14 protein-coding genes are annotated in these 17,124 nt (G+C 41.7%); 9 read left to right on the top strand and 5 right to left on the bottom strand.

Annotated elements, in window-relative coordinates:
• Nucleotides 1-231: 231 nt before the first annotated feature.
• Nucleotides 232-936: a pseudouridine synthase gene (locus JMX89_RS00155; RefSeq protein ID WP_201530608.1), complete on the bottom strand. Its 705-nt coding sequence runs from the start codon at nucleotides 934-936 to the stop codon at nucleotides 232-234.
• 198 nt (nucleotides 937-1,134) lie between these two features.
• On the opposite strand from JMX89_RS00155, the gene JMX89_RS00150 reads away from it, so the two are divergent.
• The 4 genes from JMX89_RS00150 to JMX89_RS00135 all read left to right on the top strand — a co-directional run bounded on the left by JMX89_RS00150 (nucleotide 1,135) and on the right by JMX89_RS00135 (nucleotide 4,121).
• Nucleotides 1,135-1,731, top strand: a complete 597-nt coding sequence (locus JMX89_RS00150) for a YigZ family protein (RefSeq protein WP_201550423.1) — start codon at nucleotides 1,135-1,137, stop codon at nucleotides 1,729-1,731.
• 118 nt (nucleotides 1,732-1,849) lie between these two features.
• Nucleotides 1,850-2,902: a YheT family hydrolase gene (locus JMX89_RS00145; RefSeq protein WP_201550421.1), complete on the top strand. Its 1,053-nt coding sequence runs from the start codon at nucleotides 1,850-1,852 to the stop codon at nucleotides 2,900-2,902.
• Nucleotides 2,903-2,954: 52 nt separating this feature from the next.
• Nucleotides 2,955-3,497 carry an acyl-CoA thioesterase gene (locus JMX89_RS00140; RefSeq protein ID WP_020442427.1) on the top strand — a complete coding sequence of 181 codons (543 nt, stop codon included), beginning with the start codon at nucleotides 2,955-2,957 and terminating at the stop codon, nucleotides 3,495-3,497.
• Nucleotides 3,498-3,743: 246 nt separating this feature from the next.
• Entirely contained in the window at nucleotides 3,744-4,121 is a 378-nt protein-coding gene (locus JMX89_RS00135) for a DsrE family protein (protein WP_011512403.1), read from the top strand.
• 122 nt (nucleotides 4,122-4,243) lie between these two features.
• Here JMX89_RS00135 and JMX89_RS00130 read toward each other — a convergent pair whose 3' ends face one another.
• Entirely contained in the window at nucleotides 4,244-5,152 is a 909-nt protein-coding gene (locus JMX89_RS00130) for an abortive infection family protein (protein WP_201550419.1), read from the bottom strand.
• Nucleotides 5,153-5,376: 224 nt separating this feature from the next.
• On the opposite strand from JMX89_RS00130, the gene JMX89_RS00125 reads away from it, so the two are divergent.
• Entirely contained in the window at nucleotides 5,377-6,420 is a 1,044-nt protein-coding gene (locus tag JMX89_RS00125) for an NAD(P)H-dependent flavin oxidoreductase (RefSeq protein ID WP_201530610.1), read from the top strand.
• A gap of 240 nt (nucleotides 6,421-6,660) precedes the next feature.
• Here the strand turns inward: JMX89_RS00125 and JMX89_RS00120 are convergent, their stop codons facing one another.
• Nucleotides 6,661-7,608: an alpha/beta fold hydrolase gene (locus JMX89_RS00120; protein WP_149409085.1), complete on the bottom strand. Its 948-nt coding sequence runs from the start codon at nucleotides 7,606-7,608 to the stop codon at nucleotides 6,661-6,663.
• A gap of 259 nt (nucleotides 7,609-7,867) precedes the next feature.
• Between JMX89_RS00120 and JMX89_RS00115 the strand changes: the two genes are divergently transcribed.
• On the top strand, nucleotides 7,868-9,439 hold the full coding sequence (locus JMX89_RS00115; RefSeq protein ID WP_201550417.1) for an MATE family efflux transporter: 1,572 nt from the start codon (nucleotides 7,868-7,870) through the stop codon (nucleotides 9,437-9,439).
• A 119-nt stretch (nucleotides 9,440-9,558) separates the two neighbouring features.
• Here the strand turns inward: JMX89_RS00115 and JMX89_RS00110 are convergent, their stop codons facing one another.
• Nucleotides 9,559-10,278, bottom strand: a complete 720-nt coding sequence (locus JMX89_RS00110; protein ID WP_201550415.1) for an aspartate/glutamate racemase family protein — start codon at nucleotides 10,276-10,278, stop codon at nucleotides 9,559-9,561.
• A 252-nt stretch (nucleotides 10,279-10,530) separates the two neighbouring features.
• On the opposite strand from JMX89_RS00110, the gene JMX89_RS00105 reads away from it, so the two are divergent.
• The 3 genes from JMX89_RS00105 to JMX89_RS00095 all read left to right on the top strand — a co-directional run bounded on the left by JMX89_RS00105 (nucleotide 10,531) and on the right by JMX89_RS00095 (nucleotide 13,002).
• Nucleotides 10,531-10,785, top strand: a complete 255-nt coding sequence (locus JMX89_RS00105; RefSeq protein WP_011512396.1) for a DUF2798 domain-containing protein — start codon at nucleotides 10,531-10,533, stop codon at nucleotides 10,783-10,785.
• A gap of 148 nt (nucleotides 10,786-10,933) precedes the next feature.
• Nucleotides 10,934-11,911: a zinc-binding dehydrogenase gene (locus JMX89_RS00100; RefSeq protein ID WP_201550412.1), complete on the top strand. Its 978-nt coding sequence runs from the start codon at nucleotides 10,934-10,936 to the stop codon at nucleotides 11,909-11,911.
• Nucleotides 11,912-11,997: 86 nt separating this feature from the next.
• Nucleotides 11,998-13,002 carry an oxidoreductase gene (locus JMX89_RS00095; protein ID WP_201550410.1) on the top strand — a complete coding sequence of 335 codons (1,005 nt, stop codon included), beginning with the start codon at nucleotides 11,998-12,000 and terminating at the stop codon, nucleotides 13,000-13,002.
• 196 nt (nucleotides 13,003-13,198) lie between these two features.
• Here the strand turns inward: JMX89_RS00095 and JMX89_RS00090 are convergent, their stop codons facing one another.
• Nucleotides 13,199-17,014 (bottom strand): hypothetical protein, encoded by a 3,816-nt coding sequence (locus JMX89_RS00090; RefSeq protein ID WP_201530616.1) that lies wholly within the window; start codon nucleotides 17,012-17,014, stop codon nucleotides 13,199-13,201.
• Nucleotides 17,015-17,124: the final 110 nt, after the last annotated feature.

Raw genomic sequence — 17,124 nt, 5'->3', positions numbered from 1 at the left:
TAAAAAAGATAGGCTGACTGTAGCACAAGGAGGGTTTTTTCAAAGTATTAAAGACTTAATTTTGCAAAACTGCTACTGAGCTTTAAGAGATAGGCAACACAGGCAGCCACTAATGCTAATTGACAGAAATAGCTGAGTAGCAGAATGCAAAAAGCAGCACACTATTGAGTGGCTGCTGATTTTGAAGTAATTTTTCTAAAACATAATTTTATAACCTAATAGGCTATAACTCTAAAATTTTGCTACTTCTTCTGGTGTTAAGAAGCGACTGTCGCCTTTTTCTAACCCGTCTAAAGTAATATGACCGACACTAGCACGATGTAGCTCAACCACTCTATTGCCGAAATAGCCCATCATACGTTTTACTTGATGGTATTTACCTTGCTCTAAGGTTAAACGCGCATGAGTTTCATCGATGAACTCGAGGGTCGCAGGCTTGGTTTCTTCGTGATCACCTTCTAAAAGGATGCCTTCAGCCACTTCTTTAATAGCATTGGCTTGAGCGTTACTATCCATAGCATCTGCTAACGTCAACTCGTAGACTTTGGCGTGCTCGTGCTTTGGGCTAGTTACGCGATGTAGCCAGCCGCCATCATCACTGATGAGTAATGCGCCAGTCGTATCAACATCAAGACGCCCAGCAATACGTAAACTGCCAAGCTCTGGCACCGCAATAAGGTCAGTGACGATTGGGTATTCTTTAGCCTTTAAGGTACATTCAAAGCCTTCTGGTTTATGAAGTAAGATATAGCGATTGCCAGTGGCGACCGACAATGGCTCGCCTGCCCACTGTACATCGTCATTAACAATATCGACATGTACACCGGGATCTTTAATGACTTGCTCGTTTACTGTGACTTCACCAGCGTGCAGAATTTTTTTGGATTCTTTACGCGACAGCTCAGTGGCTTTACTCAGAAATTTATCTAGACGCATACGATTTGCCTACCATCCGTTTTGGGATACTCACTCTCAATCAAAGACCAACGATGCATGCACGTGCACGTCTGTTGTTGGCTATCTTCAATGGTCAGAAGTGGTACTATAATGAAAAATGAAATTTACACTGCGCCAAATACGGACAACAGTGAAAGTTAGACAAGTTTACCATATCCAACCTAAGCCTGATGAAATATGAGCTATCAAACGCTAAAACGTGCCGTCACTGCACGCTTAGAAATCAAAAAATCTGCCTTTATTACCTATGCTTATCCAGTGACCTCGCGTGAGCAGGCAATGTTTCATGTGGAACAACTACGTGAGCAATATACTGATGCCCGTCATCACTGTTGGGCTTATATTATTGGCGATCCTAATAACACTACCAGTGCAGGGTTTGATGATGATGGCGAGCCCAATGGCACCGCAGGACGACCGATATTAAATGTCTTGCAACATAAATCTATCGGCAATGTCATTATTATCGTTGTCCGTTATTTTGGTGGTATCAAGCTCGGTGCTGGCGGTTTGACCCGTGCTTATGCAGGCTCAGCGCAAGCGGCAGTGGATGAGATGATACTAAGCCCTTATGTTCCTATAATCACGGTAGAAATACTGGCAGAATTCGCCACCGAAGCCCAGTGCCGCTATGTCGTTGAGAGCTTAAACGGCATCATCGAAAATGTCGCCTATAGTAAGCAGGTTACCTTGACTGTGACGCTCGCTGAGGCAAATATCGAGCATTTAAAAGAACGTCTTGCGATGGATGGACGCGTATTAGATAAGTCTTAAAATTAAATGAGTAATCATGCGTTCACTGAAAACCGTTGGTTTTGACGACGACCTTGGATATGATAAGGCACTGATTTTCAAAGACGATTTTTTAACAAACATAAAATAAGACTGAAATATGCCAACCTCAAAGTCGACAAAACCATTCGCACCTGCCCCTTTTAAACCGCCGTTTTGGCTCACCAATCCGCACTTGCAAAGTATTTTACCGAAGTTTTTTGCGCCAAAAACACCGAATTACCGACGCGTGATTAAACAAGATTCACTTTGCGAAACTGATATCGCTTATGACTTTTATGACGCCCATCCTGTCCAAGTTTCAGAAAATGGCAAACTTGAACAAACACCATTAATCGTGCTATTTCATGGAATGGAAGGCAGCAGTGACAGCCATTATGCGCGTGCGTTAGCGTATCAAATGCACGCGCAAGGCTGGCATTTTGTCGTCGCTCACTTTCGTAGTTGTGGTGGTATTCCCGCTAATGGCAAAGTGTTTTATAACGCTGGTGACACGGGCGAGGTGCATCATATGTTAGAGAGCTTACGTGAGAATTACGCCCATATTTATGGGGTTGGCGTGTCACTTGGCGGCAATGCACTTGCAAAATATATGGGTGAATATGGTGATGAGGCGCTATGCGACGGCGCAGCGGTAATATCTGCGCCAGTTGACATGTCATCGGCTGCTATTACGATGCATAGCTTTTTGAGTCATCGTATCTATACCCCATATTTGCTCAACCCGATTATCAAAAAAGCCTTGGCAAATGAAATTACTGCAGACGAGATTGCTTCTATCAAAGCGGTAAAACGCATTAGCGATTTTGATAATATCTTCACTGCGCCTAGGCATGGTTACCGCTCTAATAATGATTACTACCACTCATCCTCTGCCCTACCTCACTTAAGGAATGTCACACGCCCGCTGTTACTTATTAGCGCCAAAGACGATCCCTTTATTGGCTTTACTGCCACGCCCAATGATGTCTCAGACAGTGTCACTATATTAGATACGACACACGGTGGTCATATCGGCTATTTGCGTTATCGTACAAGCAATAGCAATGTAAAAAATCCAAGTAAAAAATCCAAGTTTGACATCAACTGGATACCTGAAACTGTGAGTGCCTACTTTAATCATATTGGCGTGCCATCTAATAAAATTAGATAAACTATAAAATAAAAAACATCATTTTTATCTTTAAATATTTTGAGACTGCTTTATGTATCCATTTATCCGTTACGCCAGCACCATCGCCCATGCCGCGCTGCAAGTGAAAAAAGGCAATACTTTAACGTTCAAAGAAACCAGTGAGATTACCTTTCGCTGCCGTCTGACAGATATTGATAATTTCCTAGAGATGAATAATGGTCGCGTGCTGACCCTTTATGACATGGGGCGTACCGACTTTGCAGTAAGGAGCGGGCTTGGCACTCAACTGCTTAAGCAGCGTTGGGGCTTGGTCGTCGCTGGTAGTACCATCCAATATCGCAAACGTATTCGTGCTTTTGAAAAAGTCACCATGAAGACCAAAATCGTCGGCTTCGATGAGCGCTGGATATATATTGAGCAATCGATGTGGGTAAAGGGCAAGCCTTGCTCGTCGGCACTACTACGTACAGGCGTCACCAAAGGCGGTAAGGTCATCGAGACGGCACGAGTACTGGCAGCTTTAGACCAATCGGATTGGCAGCTACCGCCGAGCGGCTATGTGGCAGAATGGATTGTCAGTGATGCCGACCGTCCATGGCCGCCACAATCTTAGGTTTTTGCTAGGCTTACCTCAAAATAAGGACTGGTTATTTAACCATCTGCATCGCAGCGCTTCGTCAAAATCCGCTTGTTATGATCAATTTCTTCATAGACAGCTATTCACAATCAGTTAACCTTATAACTACTATTTGCTAACAATACATTATATAAATAAATATAATCAATGTTAGGATAGTAGTGAGTTTTATACTCAACTGAATACTATCTAATTAGAAACAGTCTAATAAAGGAAAATAATATGGTTAATAATACGGATTATGTCGGTACGCTGTTTGATAATAGTGAGTCAAACCCAAGCAAGATCACCTTAGCTTTTACTATGGCGGGTGTGGCGCTTAAAAAAGGTCACTCTGCATCAGTCATATTGATGGTGGACGCGGTGCATTTGGCATTACCAAACGCTTTAGATAATGTCGATATTGGTGATCCCTTTGAACCTGCTGGCGAATTACTAGAAGCCTTTATCGAAAAAGGCGGTCAAGTATTGGTTTGCGGCGCGTGTATGAAACATGGTGGCGTAGAAGAATCAGCCATTGATAAGCGCTTCACGGTCATCAGTGGCGATGATGTGGTTGAGCTGTTGATGAATGCTAAGGGATCTTTGCAGTTGAATTAAGCGTTTAAGCTAAGCAATAATTTTAGATAAATGGGTTGGTTTTTCAGTCATCATTTTGATGGTTTGGAGGCTGACCATTTTTTTGTCTTTTGAATAAGCATAATTACTTTAGAAACTAAATTTTAATTATCTTTTCTAATTTCGTGTGTTTCCAATAAATATATAGCTAAAGTAGAGGCTGCTCCGACTGCTAACTTAGCGTGCCTAGGTTGTAAACCTTTAAACTCGCTATCTTTGCCATGACCACTGCCATATTCATTTCTAACTTCTGCAATTCCTTGAACTACGGAGGATAAGCTACCTAAAATTTGTCTTATTGAACTTGCTGCTTTTGCTTCGTTAGATATATCATCAGGAGTAAGTTTAAGTAGCTTTGTAGTCTCTCTCATCAATTTAGATAAGTCCCAGTTTTTATTGCATTCTTCTTGCCTACTTTTGAATATGGATTTACAGGCAGTTTCAATCAACTCTTTCGCTATTCCTATAGCCTGATAAGGAGAAGTTTCAATTGATGATTCCATTAGATTAATCTGCTGGGAAACATAATCAGCATTAAAAATAATTTTGATTTCGTTACCTTTTTTCTCGATTGATGCTTTGCCTGTATACTTTATTCTCCCACTAAAAACTGGTTTATTAGAGATACGTGTTCTCTCGACAATTTCGAACCCATCATTACTTAGGCTCTCATTGAATATATTGTGAATTTTCTCCACTTCATGTAAGTGTCCCCTTACTACGGGATGTATCATTTCACATAAAAAGTTTAGAAAAGAAGCATCTTCACATTTTAACAAATTAAACCTTTCATCATTAAAGACCCAGTTGTCCTCCCAATCATTGTTATTAAATCTGTGTTGCCAGATATCACCTGCTGCGTTCGAAAACCTAGGGTCTTTTGAAGGCATACTTTCCAAATCGTAAAGCCTAGATAAAAATTCCGTTTCATCTAGCTTTCCTGCCCACCATATATCTTCTATACTTAATATATCAAATATATCACGTCGAGTAATTTGAGAGATTCTATTCATTATTTATTTCAACTTTCTTTGATTAGATACTTTAACGATATCAAGTATATGAGTTAATAGCTCTTAACTACAGTTTTATAGTCAAATATTTTAACTACAACTTTGTAGTCAAAATCCAACCTTCCTATTCAGCAACCAAATACACATTATCTAACACGCACGCCATCTAGCTTTGCTAAAGTAAGTCATGCAAACCTCCTCATAAAATAAAATGGAAGCCTGTCATGACCTTACTGAATACCCTTGATTTGACCTATCCTATTGTTCAAGCACCGATGGCAGGAGCGACCACCCCTGAGCTGGCGGCGACGGTGAGTAAGTTTGGTGGATTAGGGTCATTGGGGGCTGGCATGACGGCGCCAGACGTTTTAAATAGTGAAATCAACACCATTAAATCGCTCACCGATCGTCCTTTTATGATCAATCTGATGGTGTTATCAGAGCATGAATCTAGTGCTTTAGATAGCGAAGTCCCTGCTTGGCTAAATAATTACTATCAAGAGAAAAATATCGAATTTACTCTACCGAAGCACCCAGCGCTAAGCTTTGCAGAGCAGCTACAAGTGCTCTATGACAATCCCGTTCCTGTCGCCAGTTTTACCTTTGGCATTATCAGCGCTGAGCAGGTGCAGCGTTTGCAGAGTCTAGGCACACGGGTCGTCGGTACTGCCAATCATCCATTGGAAGCAAAAGCATGGGCAGATATTGGCGCAGATGCGGTATGCGTGCAAGGGGTCGAAGCGGGTGGGCATCGCGGTGGTTGGTTGCCGCAAAGTGAAAACGATCCATTGGGATTATTGACGCTAATAAGTCAAACGCGTGCCTGCACCGATATTCCTTTAATCGCGGCTGGTGGCATTATGAACGGACAGGACATCAAAGCGGTTCAAACGGCTGGTGCTGAGCTTGCGCAAATCGGAACAGCATTTTTGACCACAGATAAATGCGGCATTAATGACATTTATAAGCAAGCGCTACTCGATGCCAGTCAAGATGGACGCAGCTCTGAGACGCGCTTAACCAGATTATTCTCAGGGAAACAGGCTCGTGGTTTATTAAATGATTATTTGCATGATTTTGCTCAATTCGAGAGCGCGCATGAGCTACCGCCTTACCCACAATTAAATGCGATGACCAAATTTTTGCGTGCCCATGCAACCAAAAACCGCGATGCCGAACATCAATCTTTATGGGCAGGACAAGGTGTCGCTTTGGTTAGACAAGAGCGCACGGTTGAACTGCTAGAGCGATTGGTAAGAGAGAGTTAGTTTGATCGACGTAGGCTGATTTTTAACTCAGCCTACAATAGAGTAGATACAGTTTTAAAAGAATACAGTGCTACTGGGATTAATTATTCGCAGCCTCTGTCTGCGTAAGCACAGTAAGCAACAAAAATTGATACCAGTAGCACCTTATAATGTTTGTATTTCTTTTATTTAGGACTGACTACAGCTCATATCTAATCAAACGTTGGATCATTTACGCCTTAAAATATCATATGTAAATGACTAGTTCTTTAACCCTTCACGAAACGCTTTATAATCATTCGCCGTATCTTTCACCGCTTCTATCATCGGTACATGACCGATTTTTGGCATCGTAATCACTTGTGATTGTGGGATGATTTCTTTTATTAGCGTCACGGTTTCAGGCTTGATGACCTTATCTTCCTCGCCCCAAACGACTAGTGTTGGAATATTATATTCAGCGATAACCTTGGCACGCTGCTCAACATTGTCTTCAACTATTTGCGCGAGTATTTTGGATTCTAATGCTTTATTAGCGATACGCTCTTGCGCGAATACGGCTTTTACAGACTTAGGAATATAAGGCGGCTTAGACATAACAAAGTCATACATAGCATAAAAGTCTTCCTTCTTATCGACCAATAGCGGATTGTTCTCAAGAGTTGCACTTTCTAAGGATTTCGGCACACCCACTGACCAAAAGCCCGCACTATCTATCAGCCACAGACTTTTGACTTCTTTAGGGTACTTCGCAGCATAAGCAACACTGATAGCGCCGCCCATTGAGTTGCCACCGACATGAATGTTAGATGCCAAGCCTTTAGCTTGCAGTAGCTCGTGTAAACGCGTCGCTTGCGCCTCCGAGCGATAGTCAGCCGCCATCGGTTTACTAGAGTCACCAAAGCCTAGCAAATCAGGAATGATCAGATTATAGTTCTCTAACTGCCGAGCGATACGAGTAAAGTTGTCTTTATTACCGCCAAAGCCATGAATCAATAATAAAGGCTCGCCCGCGACATTACCGTTTTCTGCATAGACTATTTTATCGCCAGAGCTTAACGTAAATGACTGAGTCGTAAGGTCTGATTTTGAGCGTTCATATTGAATAATCTTTTGAGTGGTATTTATCGCCAAGGTATTGGGCGCTGTGGTACAGCCAACTATTGAAAGACTTAGTAGAGCAGCAAAACCTAGGCGTTTTAATAGCATCGAAATATCCTTTTTGAAAACTATAAAAATGAAGTAAGAAGTGAGAAACATCATCCTAGCACAAGAATCTTTTAAGTTTCAGCACTTATAATAAACACTCTCTCCCTATAAGTTGCTCGACAATCGCCTAAAAAAATGACAGGCAAATAATCAAAGCGTTTGCCGAGGGGTTACAGCTCTAATAAAGACCGTAGACGCTTTCTGGTTTATGATAAGCGCTTTTGTTTAGTTGGCCCTGCATATTGCAAAAGGATAAACATTGAGTAAAACAGATACCTCCATTGGTAAACGGCGTGACCTTACCCAAGGCTCGATCCCTAAAACCATGCTCTTATTTGCATTACCAACCCTTGGGTCATCGGCATTACAGTCATTAAACGGCTCGATCAATGCTGTCTGGGTAGGTCGATTTTTGGGTGAGGAAGCGTTAGCAGCGACAGCCAACGGCAACATCTTGATGTTTATACTGATCTCCTTCGTGTTTGGTTTCGGTATGGCGTCTACTATTTTGATTGGTCAGGCAATGGGCAGCCGTGACAACGCTATGGTTAAGAAAACCATGGGCACGGCGCTGGGCAGTATTATTCCGATAAGCGTTATAGTGTCGGCAGTAGGGTGGATATTTGCGCCGATACTACTTGAGCTGCTTGGCACGCCGGCAAGTGCTGTAGAGCTTGCCCTAACCTATCTGCGCATGATTTTTATTGCGATGCCCGTCACACTTACGTTTACGCTGATAATGATGGCACTGCGCGGGACGGGCGATTCGACGACGCCGCTTTGGTTTATCATTATATCGGTCGTGATTGACCTTATTTTGACGCCGACGCTGATTTTGGGTCTAGGACCATTTCCCGAGTGGGGCATATTTGGCTCGGCTTTCGCAACAGCCGTCGCAAATATGCTAGCGCTTATTGGCATGTTAGTCACTATGTATCTGCGTGGCTCTGTGCTGACGCTTAAGTTGTCGGAGCTTCGCTTTTTGCGCGCAGACCGAGACATCATGAAGTCGATGTTTTCTAAGGGGTTACCGATGGGTCTGCAGATGATTGTTATCTCTTCGGCAGCATTGACAATGTTATCGCTGATTAATCGCGAAGGTGTACAGACCACAGCCGCTTATAGCGCAACCCAGCAGCTTTGGACCTACGTGCAGATGCCAGCAATGGCGCTAAGTGCTGCGGCCAGTGCAATGGTTGCACAGAACATCGGTGCCAATCAATGGCATCGAATCGCAGGGATCACACGCTGGGGACTGATTTTTAATCTGGCATTGACCGGTTTTATTATTGTGCTGCTGACCATTTTTGATGAGACTATCTTGGGACTTTTCCTCGGCAGTGACAGTGAAGCGGTGCCGATTGGGCGTCATATTCAGCTAATGGCGACATGGGGTTTTATCTTTTTTGGGATAGCACAGGTTTTGTTTGGCACCATGCGTGCAAACGGTTATGTGATTTGGCCGCTGATTGTCATGGTCATTTCGATGTATCCAGTGCGTCTTGGATTTGCTTTCGGGCTTTATCCTCTACTTGGAACCGATGCCCTTTGGCTATCCTTTCCAGCAGGCATGGTGGCAACCGCCGTGATGGGAGCAGGACTATATTTGTACGGCGGATGGCGCAAAGGCAAACACTTGCCCGCAGAGGAAGCTGCGCAAAGGTCTGAGGAGTTTCGCGCGCATACAGGCACCAGTGCGTCGTTTCGAGATCTTGTACCGACGACTGTATGGAAGCTGTCACCTTTGCGCCGTATCACAAGGTTGCATCGACGACTTCATAGAAGACTTCATCTTCATAGACTCCGTGTGATAAAAAAGAATAAACGATAATGGCGTGGTTTATATATACACGTATAACGCCTAGTCGGGCGGCTTTTACTCATTAGCATGGGCGAGTACATTATTCATCATACTTGCCTATTACTGCAAATACCGAAACTGGTTTACCTTTAACTAAAATTTTCATTATCTGATAAAAACTGTACCGCTGCGGCTGCATGGATAGCGGTGGTATCAAACACGGGGATTGGACTGTCTGCTTGGCTAATTAACAGTCCAATCTCGGTACAGCCTAATATCGCGCCCTCAGCGCCTTGTGCCGCTAACTCATTAATCACTTGCGTATAATATTGCCGTGAGATGGCAAGCAACTGTCCTTGGCACAGCTCATCATAGATGATGCGATGAACTTCAGCACGCGCATCGGTATCTGGTATCAGCACTTGCACGCCCGCATCCATCAGACGCTGTTTATAAAAGTCCTCAGTCATGGTGAATTGTGTACCGAGTAAGGCAATCTTGGTTAAACCTTGCTGCTTAATCGCATCTGCGGTTGCATCAGCAATATGTATCAGTGGCAAATTCGTCGCCACTTGTACCTGCTCCGCTACTTTATGCATGGTATTGGTCGCAATTAATAAACCTTGGACACCAGCCGCTTGTAAGCGCTTACCACTGTTTACCATGATATCACCCAACTCTTCCCACTTGCCTTGGGCTTGTAACTCGCTAATTGGCGCAAAGTCGACACTATGAATCCATAAGTCTGCTGAATGTAAGTTGCCAAGCTTAGACTTGATACCTTCATTAATCAGCCGATAATAGCTTTGGGTACTCTCCCAACTCATTCCGCCGATAATACCTAAGGTTCGCTGCTTTTGAACGGCCATACTATTACTCTTTATATGTATTTCAATCTTACTTATCGTAGCAAAAGTTCAGCTTTAATTTGCCAATATTTAGAATATTCTCATTATTAGAAAAGAAATAACGATCATTAAAATGTAACGAACGTCACTATTAATAACAACGATTTTATCCACTCACCAGCATACGCTATGATAGTCAATAACGACGCCTCATAATGCTATTCATCATCGTTCATTGAGACTCACTATTATCCTGTAGGAAAATTCAACATTATGGCAAACTTCCCTATTATCAGAATACGCGCGCGGCGCAAGTACTACCGTCTTATCTTTACCGGTCTGATGGCGCTGATGATGTCACTTATTATCTCATCCGCTCTATTACTGGTTAAAGTAGGGTTCGTCGATGGCTTCTTTATGGAATTAATGCACTCGTGGGTGCTGGCCTTTGTCTTTGCGTGGCCGAGCGCCTATATCTGTGCGTATCTGGTACAAGAGCACGTGCTTAGTCGGATTGAGTTTTATTGAGTCATACGACGATAAGTACATAACAACGTTCCTTAACCAAACAAGTACTGATAACTGGTAAGCAGAGTTGTTACTGTTGATGGTTGCAAATCAACTCATCAACTTACTTCTTTAGACAAATATCTAAAAACCAAAAAAAGGATTTATCATGCGTAGCGCAACTTATGATCATTTTGGCAAACCCACTGAAGTACTCAGCATCAGCGACCGCCCTACTCCAGAGCCTAAAGCCAATGAAGTCCGAGTCAAAACGATACTCGCCTCTATCCACAACCATGACCTACTAACCATTCGCGGTCAATATGGCTTTAAACCTGAAATGCCTGCCATCGGTGGTAGTGAAGCGGTCGGTATCATCGATGCAGTAGGCAGCGATGTTAAGAATCTAAAAGTCGGTCAGCGTGTCGCAGCCGCCAGTGTACAAGCGACGTGGGCAGAGTATTTCGTCGCTGTGGAAGATATGGTATTCCCGATGCCCGACAGCTTAGATGACGAAATGGCAGCACAATTGATTGCAATGCCACTGAGCGCGCTGATGCTGATTGAGTTCTTAGAACTAAAAAGCGGTCAGTGGGTTATCCATAATGCTGCCAATGGCGCGGTCGGCAAATCGCTCGCCATGCTAGCTGCCGCGCGTGGTATTAACACCATTAATGTCGTGAGAAGTAGCGATGCTATCAAGGAATTAGAAGCACTGGGTATCAAGCATAATATCAACACCTCAGATGACGACTGGAAAGATCAAGTAAAAGCCATCCTTGGTGATGAAAAAATCAGTGCTGCGGTTGATTCTATCGGTGGTGAGTCTAGTAATGATCTGCTGGCATTACTGGGTCATGGTGGCACATTAGCATCGTTTGGCATCATGTCAGGCAAACCAATGGTGCTAAATCCAACCCACATTATTTTTAAACAAGCGACGATTAAAGGCTTTTGGGGCAGTAAAATCAGTCAAGAAATGAGCGTTGAGAATAAGCAACGCTTGGTTGATGAGCTGATCGAGCGTGCTAACAATGGCAATTTAAAACTGCCCGTTGAAGCGACCTTTGATTTGGCTGATATCTTAAAAGCAGTTGACGGGAAAATGCAGTCAGAAAAAAACGGTAAGGTACTGTTAAAACCTTAAGATTCATTTTATATCTTAAGGTTTCGAGCATTTTTCTCTACTCGCAAATGGATATCTATATAAAAAATCCAATTAGGAATAGCCTTATGTCTAAACAAACAACGTTTAAAGCTTTGGTCGTCGAAGAACATGCTGACGGCACTTTTAGTAAAAGTATTCAAGAACGCAGCGTCAGTGATTTACCTGAAAACGATTTATTAATCGAAGTACATTACTCATCACTAAACTTCAAAGATGCGATGTCGGCATCGGGTAATAAAAGAATCACCAAACAGTACCCGCATACCCCTGGTATCGATGCCGCTGGCGTCGTGATTAGCGATAAATCAGGCACGTTTACCGTAGGGCAAGAAGTATTGGTATTCGGCTATGATCTCGGTATGGATACAGATGGCGGTCTCGGTCAAATGATCTCAATCCCAGCAGACTGGGCGCTGGCTTGCCCAGAAACGCTGACGCTAAAAGAAGCGATGACCTATGGCACGGGCGGCTTAACCGCAGCGCTCAGTGTCCAAAAGCTAGAGAAAATGGGCGCAAAACCAAGTGATGGTCCAGTTGCTGTCACTGGCGCAACAGGTGGCGTCGGTACGATCAGTATCGCTATCTTAAAGCAGCTCGGCTATGACGTGATTGCATTCTCTGGTAAGCCAGAGCAAAGCGAGCATTTAAAAGCACTAGGTGCGAGCGAAGTACGTCATCGCGATACCATTAACGAGGTCGGAGATAAACCTGCCGGTCGCGAGCTGTGGGCAAACGCTATTGATACGATTGGCGGTGATTATTTGGCGAACCTACTTAAGCAAACCAAAGCTGGCGGTGCAGTGACCAGTTGTGGTTTAGCAAGCGGCGCTGAGTTTTCAATGTCAGTGATACCTTTTATCACCCGCGCGGTGTCATTATTGGGTATCGATTCGGTTTATATTCCACTAGCAGATAAAAAGGCTATCTGGAAGCGTGTCGCAACCGATATGAAGTTGCCTAATTTAGAGAATTATTGCGAAGAGATTACGCTTGAGCAAACGCCTGAATATTTAGATCGCTTTATGGCGAGTAAGACGGTCGGGCGTTATGTGGTGAATGTTCGGGGTTAGTTTTTTTAGAATTTGGGTTTTTATATAATAGCAGCGCTTTTTATGAAGAGCTGCTATTTTTATTAGTCAGTTGTTAGGTTACTGTCTATATTACTAAGACTCAAATGAAGCCTTTTAACACAGTTTAGTTTTGCTACATACATTTTTTCTACTTCTAAAAAATGTTTTTCGATCATAGTAATTCGTCAATGTTAAGTCACTCAAAGCGTTGTTCACGTTGATTATGATCTTGTGCCTCTCTTTCTCTCTCTTTCTGTATCCATTGATTAACTAATGCTAATTTCTCTTCAATCAATTTCTGAACCTCTACAGAAGCATGGTTGCTTAATTCGGAAAAAGCTTTGGCTCTTGATTCTAAAATGTCTGCAAGAGAACCTGACCAACCACTTGGCATTATCTCGTCATATATAATTTCAACTATTTTGTCTTTATCCTTAGCTATATGAAAAAAAGCTTTTATATGACTGCTTAATTCAACAGGCCTTTTATCCACTGTTGGGAAAAGCGGTTCTTCTATTGGAGTATATATACTAAGTAATTTTGCCACTCGTTGGACTTTAGCCTGATCATTATTACACCAGTCTAAAAGACGTTGAGCAGGTACTATATTGAGTGAAACTCCATCATAGTGGTTGAAAAATTGCTGATAAATCGAATCATGTTCTGACAGCTGATTATCATTAGATAGTATGGTTTCGAGCACTAGCTCTGGAAAGTTATTTAATAGTACAATCATAAGTGGTTCGATATCTTTACTAGATATACGATACTCTTCGATATTTTCTTTGATTAAACCTAATAATTCGCTTATTTCATTCTGAGGTGCTAATGAATATAAGCAATAATTGGCTACACTTTTCAAAGAATGACTGCGTAAATTTCTTAAACTACCTAGGGAAACTGCTTTCCTGATAACCTTACGTCCTGCTGAAAAAATAGTAGCAGTTGATTGATAGGTATCTTTCTTATCTCTAAAAAAACGCATACTGAGAATTTCTATAGCTGCATATATACCTTGCTCCATACTTATTATTCTATCTAATAGCTCGGATAACTCATTGTCGTTTATTGCTTCATGAGTACGACCATAGGCTAGAATCGTGAACTGAGATGCACTAATCTCCTGCTTAGTCGCTAAATCGATAAGCTTTTGGATACTCCATTCTTCCAATGGCGTACTACAGAGCAAGTATAAAAAATGTTCTTCTAGGTTACTTATCTCAAGAGCAGACTTTTGCATAATACGTGCGAGATTAGGATCGTGTTCGTATACCTGTTTAATAAATCCATGTAGCACAGAAGAGTTCAAACTTTCAACTGGCATAGTTTGGATAAGATTAATTAGATACTTAAATGTTTCTACTAAGTTAGAACTTCCTAAAGCAAGTCCCTCACCAAAATGAATAAATGAATCAAATCTTTCTTGCCACAAATCAATTCCTAGCCCTTTAATAAGACTAGTATCTTGAGCAGCTTCTTCTCCTAAGGATTTTACTTTCGCGATAATCTCTTTTCTATGGTCAGAAGGACTTTCGTTACCGCCATATATTATATGATCCCAAGTATTAGAAAATATATAGGCATGAATCTCTGTATTGATGTCTTTTGGAACAGCAATTTTTTCTAGCATTTCCAAACGAATAAGTGATTTACTATTGGACTCACCTGTTAGATTATCTATAGTACTTTTAATTTCTTTCCATAGCTTAGGCCAAACCCCATCTCGTGCATAGTTTCTAACAATATCCTCAAGCTTGCTACAACATCCAGAACTAATCCAAAGTCCGTTAAAATTGGAGACAATGAGCTGTTTTGCTATATCAATATGTACAGTATCATCTGACTGCAATAACTCTTGTAAAATATCTATCAAGCCAGAATACCAGTCCCTCCATTCTTCCTGATTAGAAGGTTGCCACCCCATTCCTCTTTTGCGCGCCCCAAATTCAAATGAACCAAATGAATGCCAAGAAGATGTCTGCAAGGCTTTATTGAGTAGCACCTTTGCAATCTCATAGTATCTGGGATTAGATGATTGAAAAAGATCTCTAATAAATGCTTGTCGTTTACTCGGTGTCGCTTCTGTCCCTGATAAATACAAAGAAAATAAGTTTTCCATCCAGTTAACAATGCTATTGTTTCTCTCACCATGTTTCTCAGTCTCAGCAAACTTAAGTAAAAGGTTGGCAGCACGATTGAAATACTCATCATCGTAAGCAAGTTGACGTAAGAGCCCAACAAACTGATTAAAGTTAGGGTTATTTCGAGAGGCAAACTCAGCGTTTTGGCAAGCTTGTTCGAGTATAGAGAGTGCTGCCTGAGGAATAACGGTAGCAATATAGCTAAAACATTTTAGGTGAATAGGACTATATGTAGAGGGATTATATAATGGCGCATCTTCTTGTATCCAACTTTCAGCTAGTCCTTGAGCTTCTAAGCTGTCATGCAAATAACTGATTCTATGAGCACAAGACATAAATAAGCGCTCATTTTCTTCTTTAAATAGCTCAGCATTAATCTGAGATATGGGAAGGTTTTCGAATGCACGTCTAGCAAGTTTGTTAGAAATGGCATGAGGAAGGACAGCCCGCCAATTACCACGCTTTTGAGCAATATGCCGTCTAAGTAACTCTGCTTGGTGACGGTACAGGGTCTTACTTTCGATACCTGAAATACGACCTAACGCTAGCAGTTCATTATTTTCATTTGAAATGTCAAAAGAGTAAATTAGAGAGAGTGTTTCTGCACTTTCTAAAAGACTAACATCTACTTGTTTTCTCTGGTGAAAAAGTCTCTTAAATAACTCTTCATCTGATAATTGACTTAAATTTTCGTTAATATCTACTTGATCAGCTAAAGCTAAAGCAACTCTTGCATTACCTCCAGAAAACTCTGCAATTTTATCGGAGTTCGTTTTGTTTAATTTAGGAAAGCGCCTTTGCAAAAGTAGTGATACCGTACCTTCACTAGCTGGTTCAATATGTATAACATGAGTTTCTTCTGGTTTGTCAGTAGAAATATCATATTCAATTGATAGCAGTTTGATCTGCGTGTTACTTGCCATTACTTTTTTCTGTAAGGTTCGATGAACTTCAGGAGGGCAGTTGTCAAGAATGATGTAAGTATCGCTATCGTTAGCAATAAGATAGTCAATCATTTCCGATGCTGAAGGGGCTAGATCATTACCTAAATCTGCATAAATCGTATTAGTATATGGAAGAGGCTCATTTCCAACTTCTGATTCAAATAAAGCTTGAGCAAACCGAGTTTTACCGACGCCTGAAAGGCCTGTAATACGAATAGCACTACCACTAGAGTGAAGCTTTTCTCTAACTACATTAATACCTTCAAGTACTGTTAACGAGTTTTGATTACCTGAACTACTATCGCTTATACAACGATGATCATCAGTAATAAAATCATCTTCTACAGCGATCGGTGTTGCAGCCCATCTACCAAATGATGTCCAACCAGATAAGGGTTTACCAATTATTTGGCGAACCCATAGAGTCACACTTGGGTAAATATGCAACCATGACAAGATGCGACTTCGACCATAGAAGTCGAGCTTTAAATCATCTTTGTTAGTTAGAGAGCCGACAGCTTCTTGCATACTGGCTAAGCGATCTTTCAGCATCTTATCGGAACAATCATCTTTACCACTGACAATGATATAAGCGCCTTTTTTATCAGCAATCTCTGACAAAATCGGTTTAGGATTAGTCCCATCTAACATTTCTTTATGACAAGCTGCCTTCCCCATCGAATGCTTTTTGACTTGAAAGCCGGTACAGTTTCTTGGTATAAAGTTAGGTTGACTTAATCGGCTATTACTATCAACGCTCACATCAAGTCCGCCATCGGCTGCTTCCTGTGCGCCTCCCCAAGTTACATCAGCTAAGGGCAATTGCTGCTGCAAAAACTCAGCTTCGCACAAGCGTCCAATTAGTTCTCTTAAGTCGCCATCATTCAATGATGTAATGTCTTCAACAGTGAGTTCCAAGCTTTTCATCTTATGCTTCTCATTTTCCAATTATTTAATGGCATTCTTTTTTATTTATTATATATAGAATTTAACCTTCCTGAATTAAATTCTATATATAAAAAAACACCCAACCAAGT

The organism is Psychrobacter sp. DD43 (assembly GCF_904846555.1).
Taxonomy (GTDB): domain Bacteria; phylum Pseudomonadota; class Gammaproteobacteria; order Pseudomonadales; family Moraxellaceae; genus Psychrobacter; species Psychrobacter cryohalolentis.
This window is presented reverse-complemented; position numbering and strand designations above follow the sequence as displayed.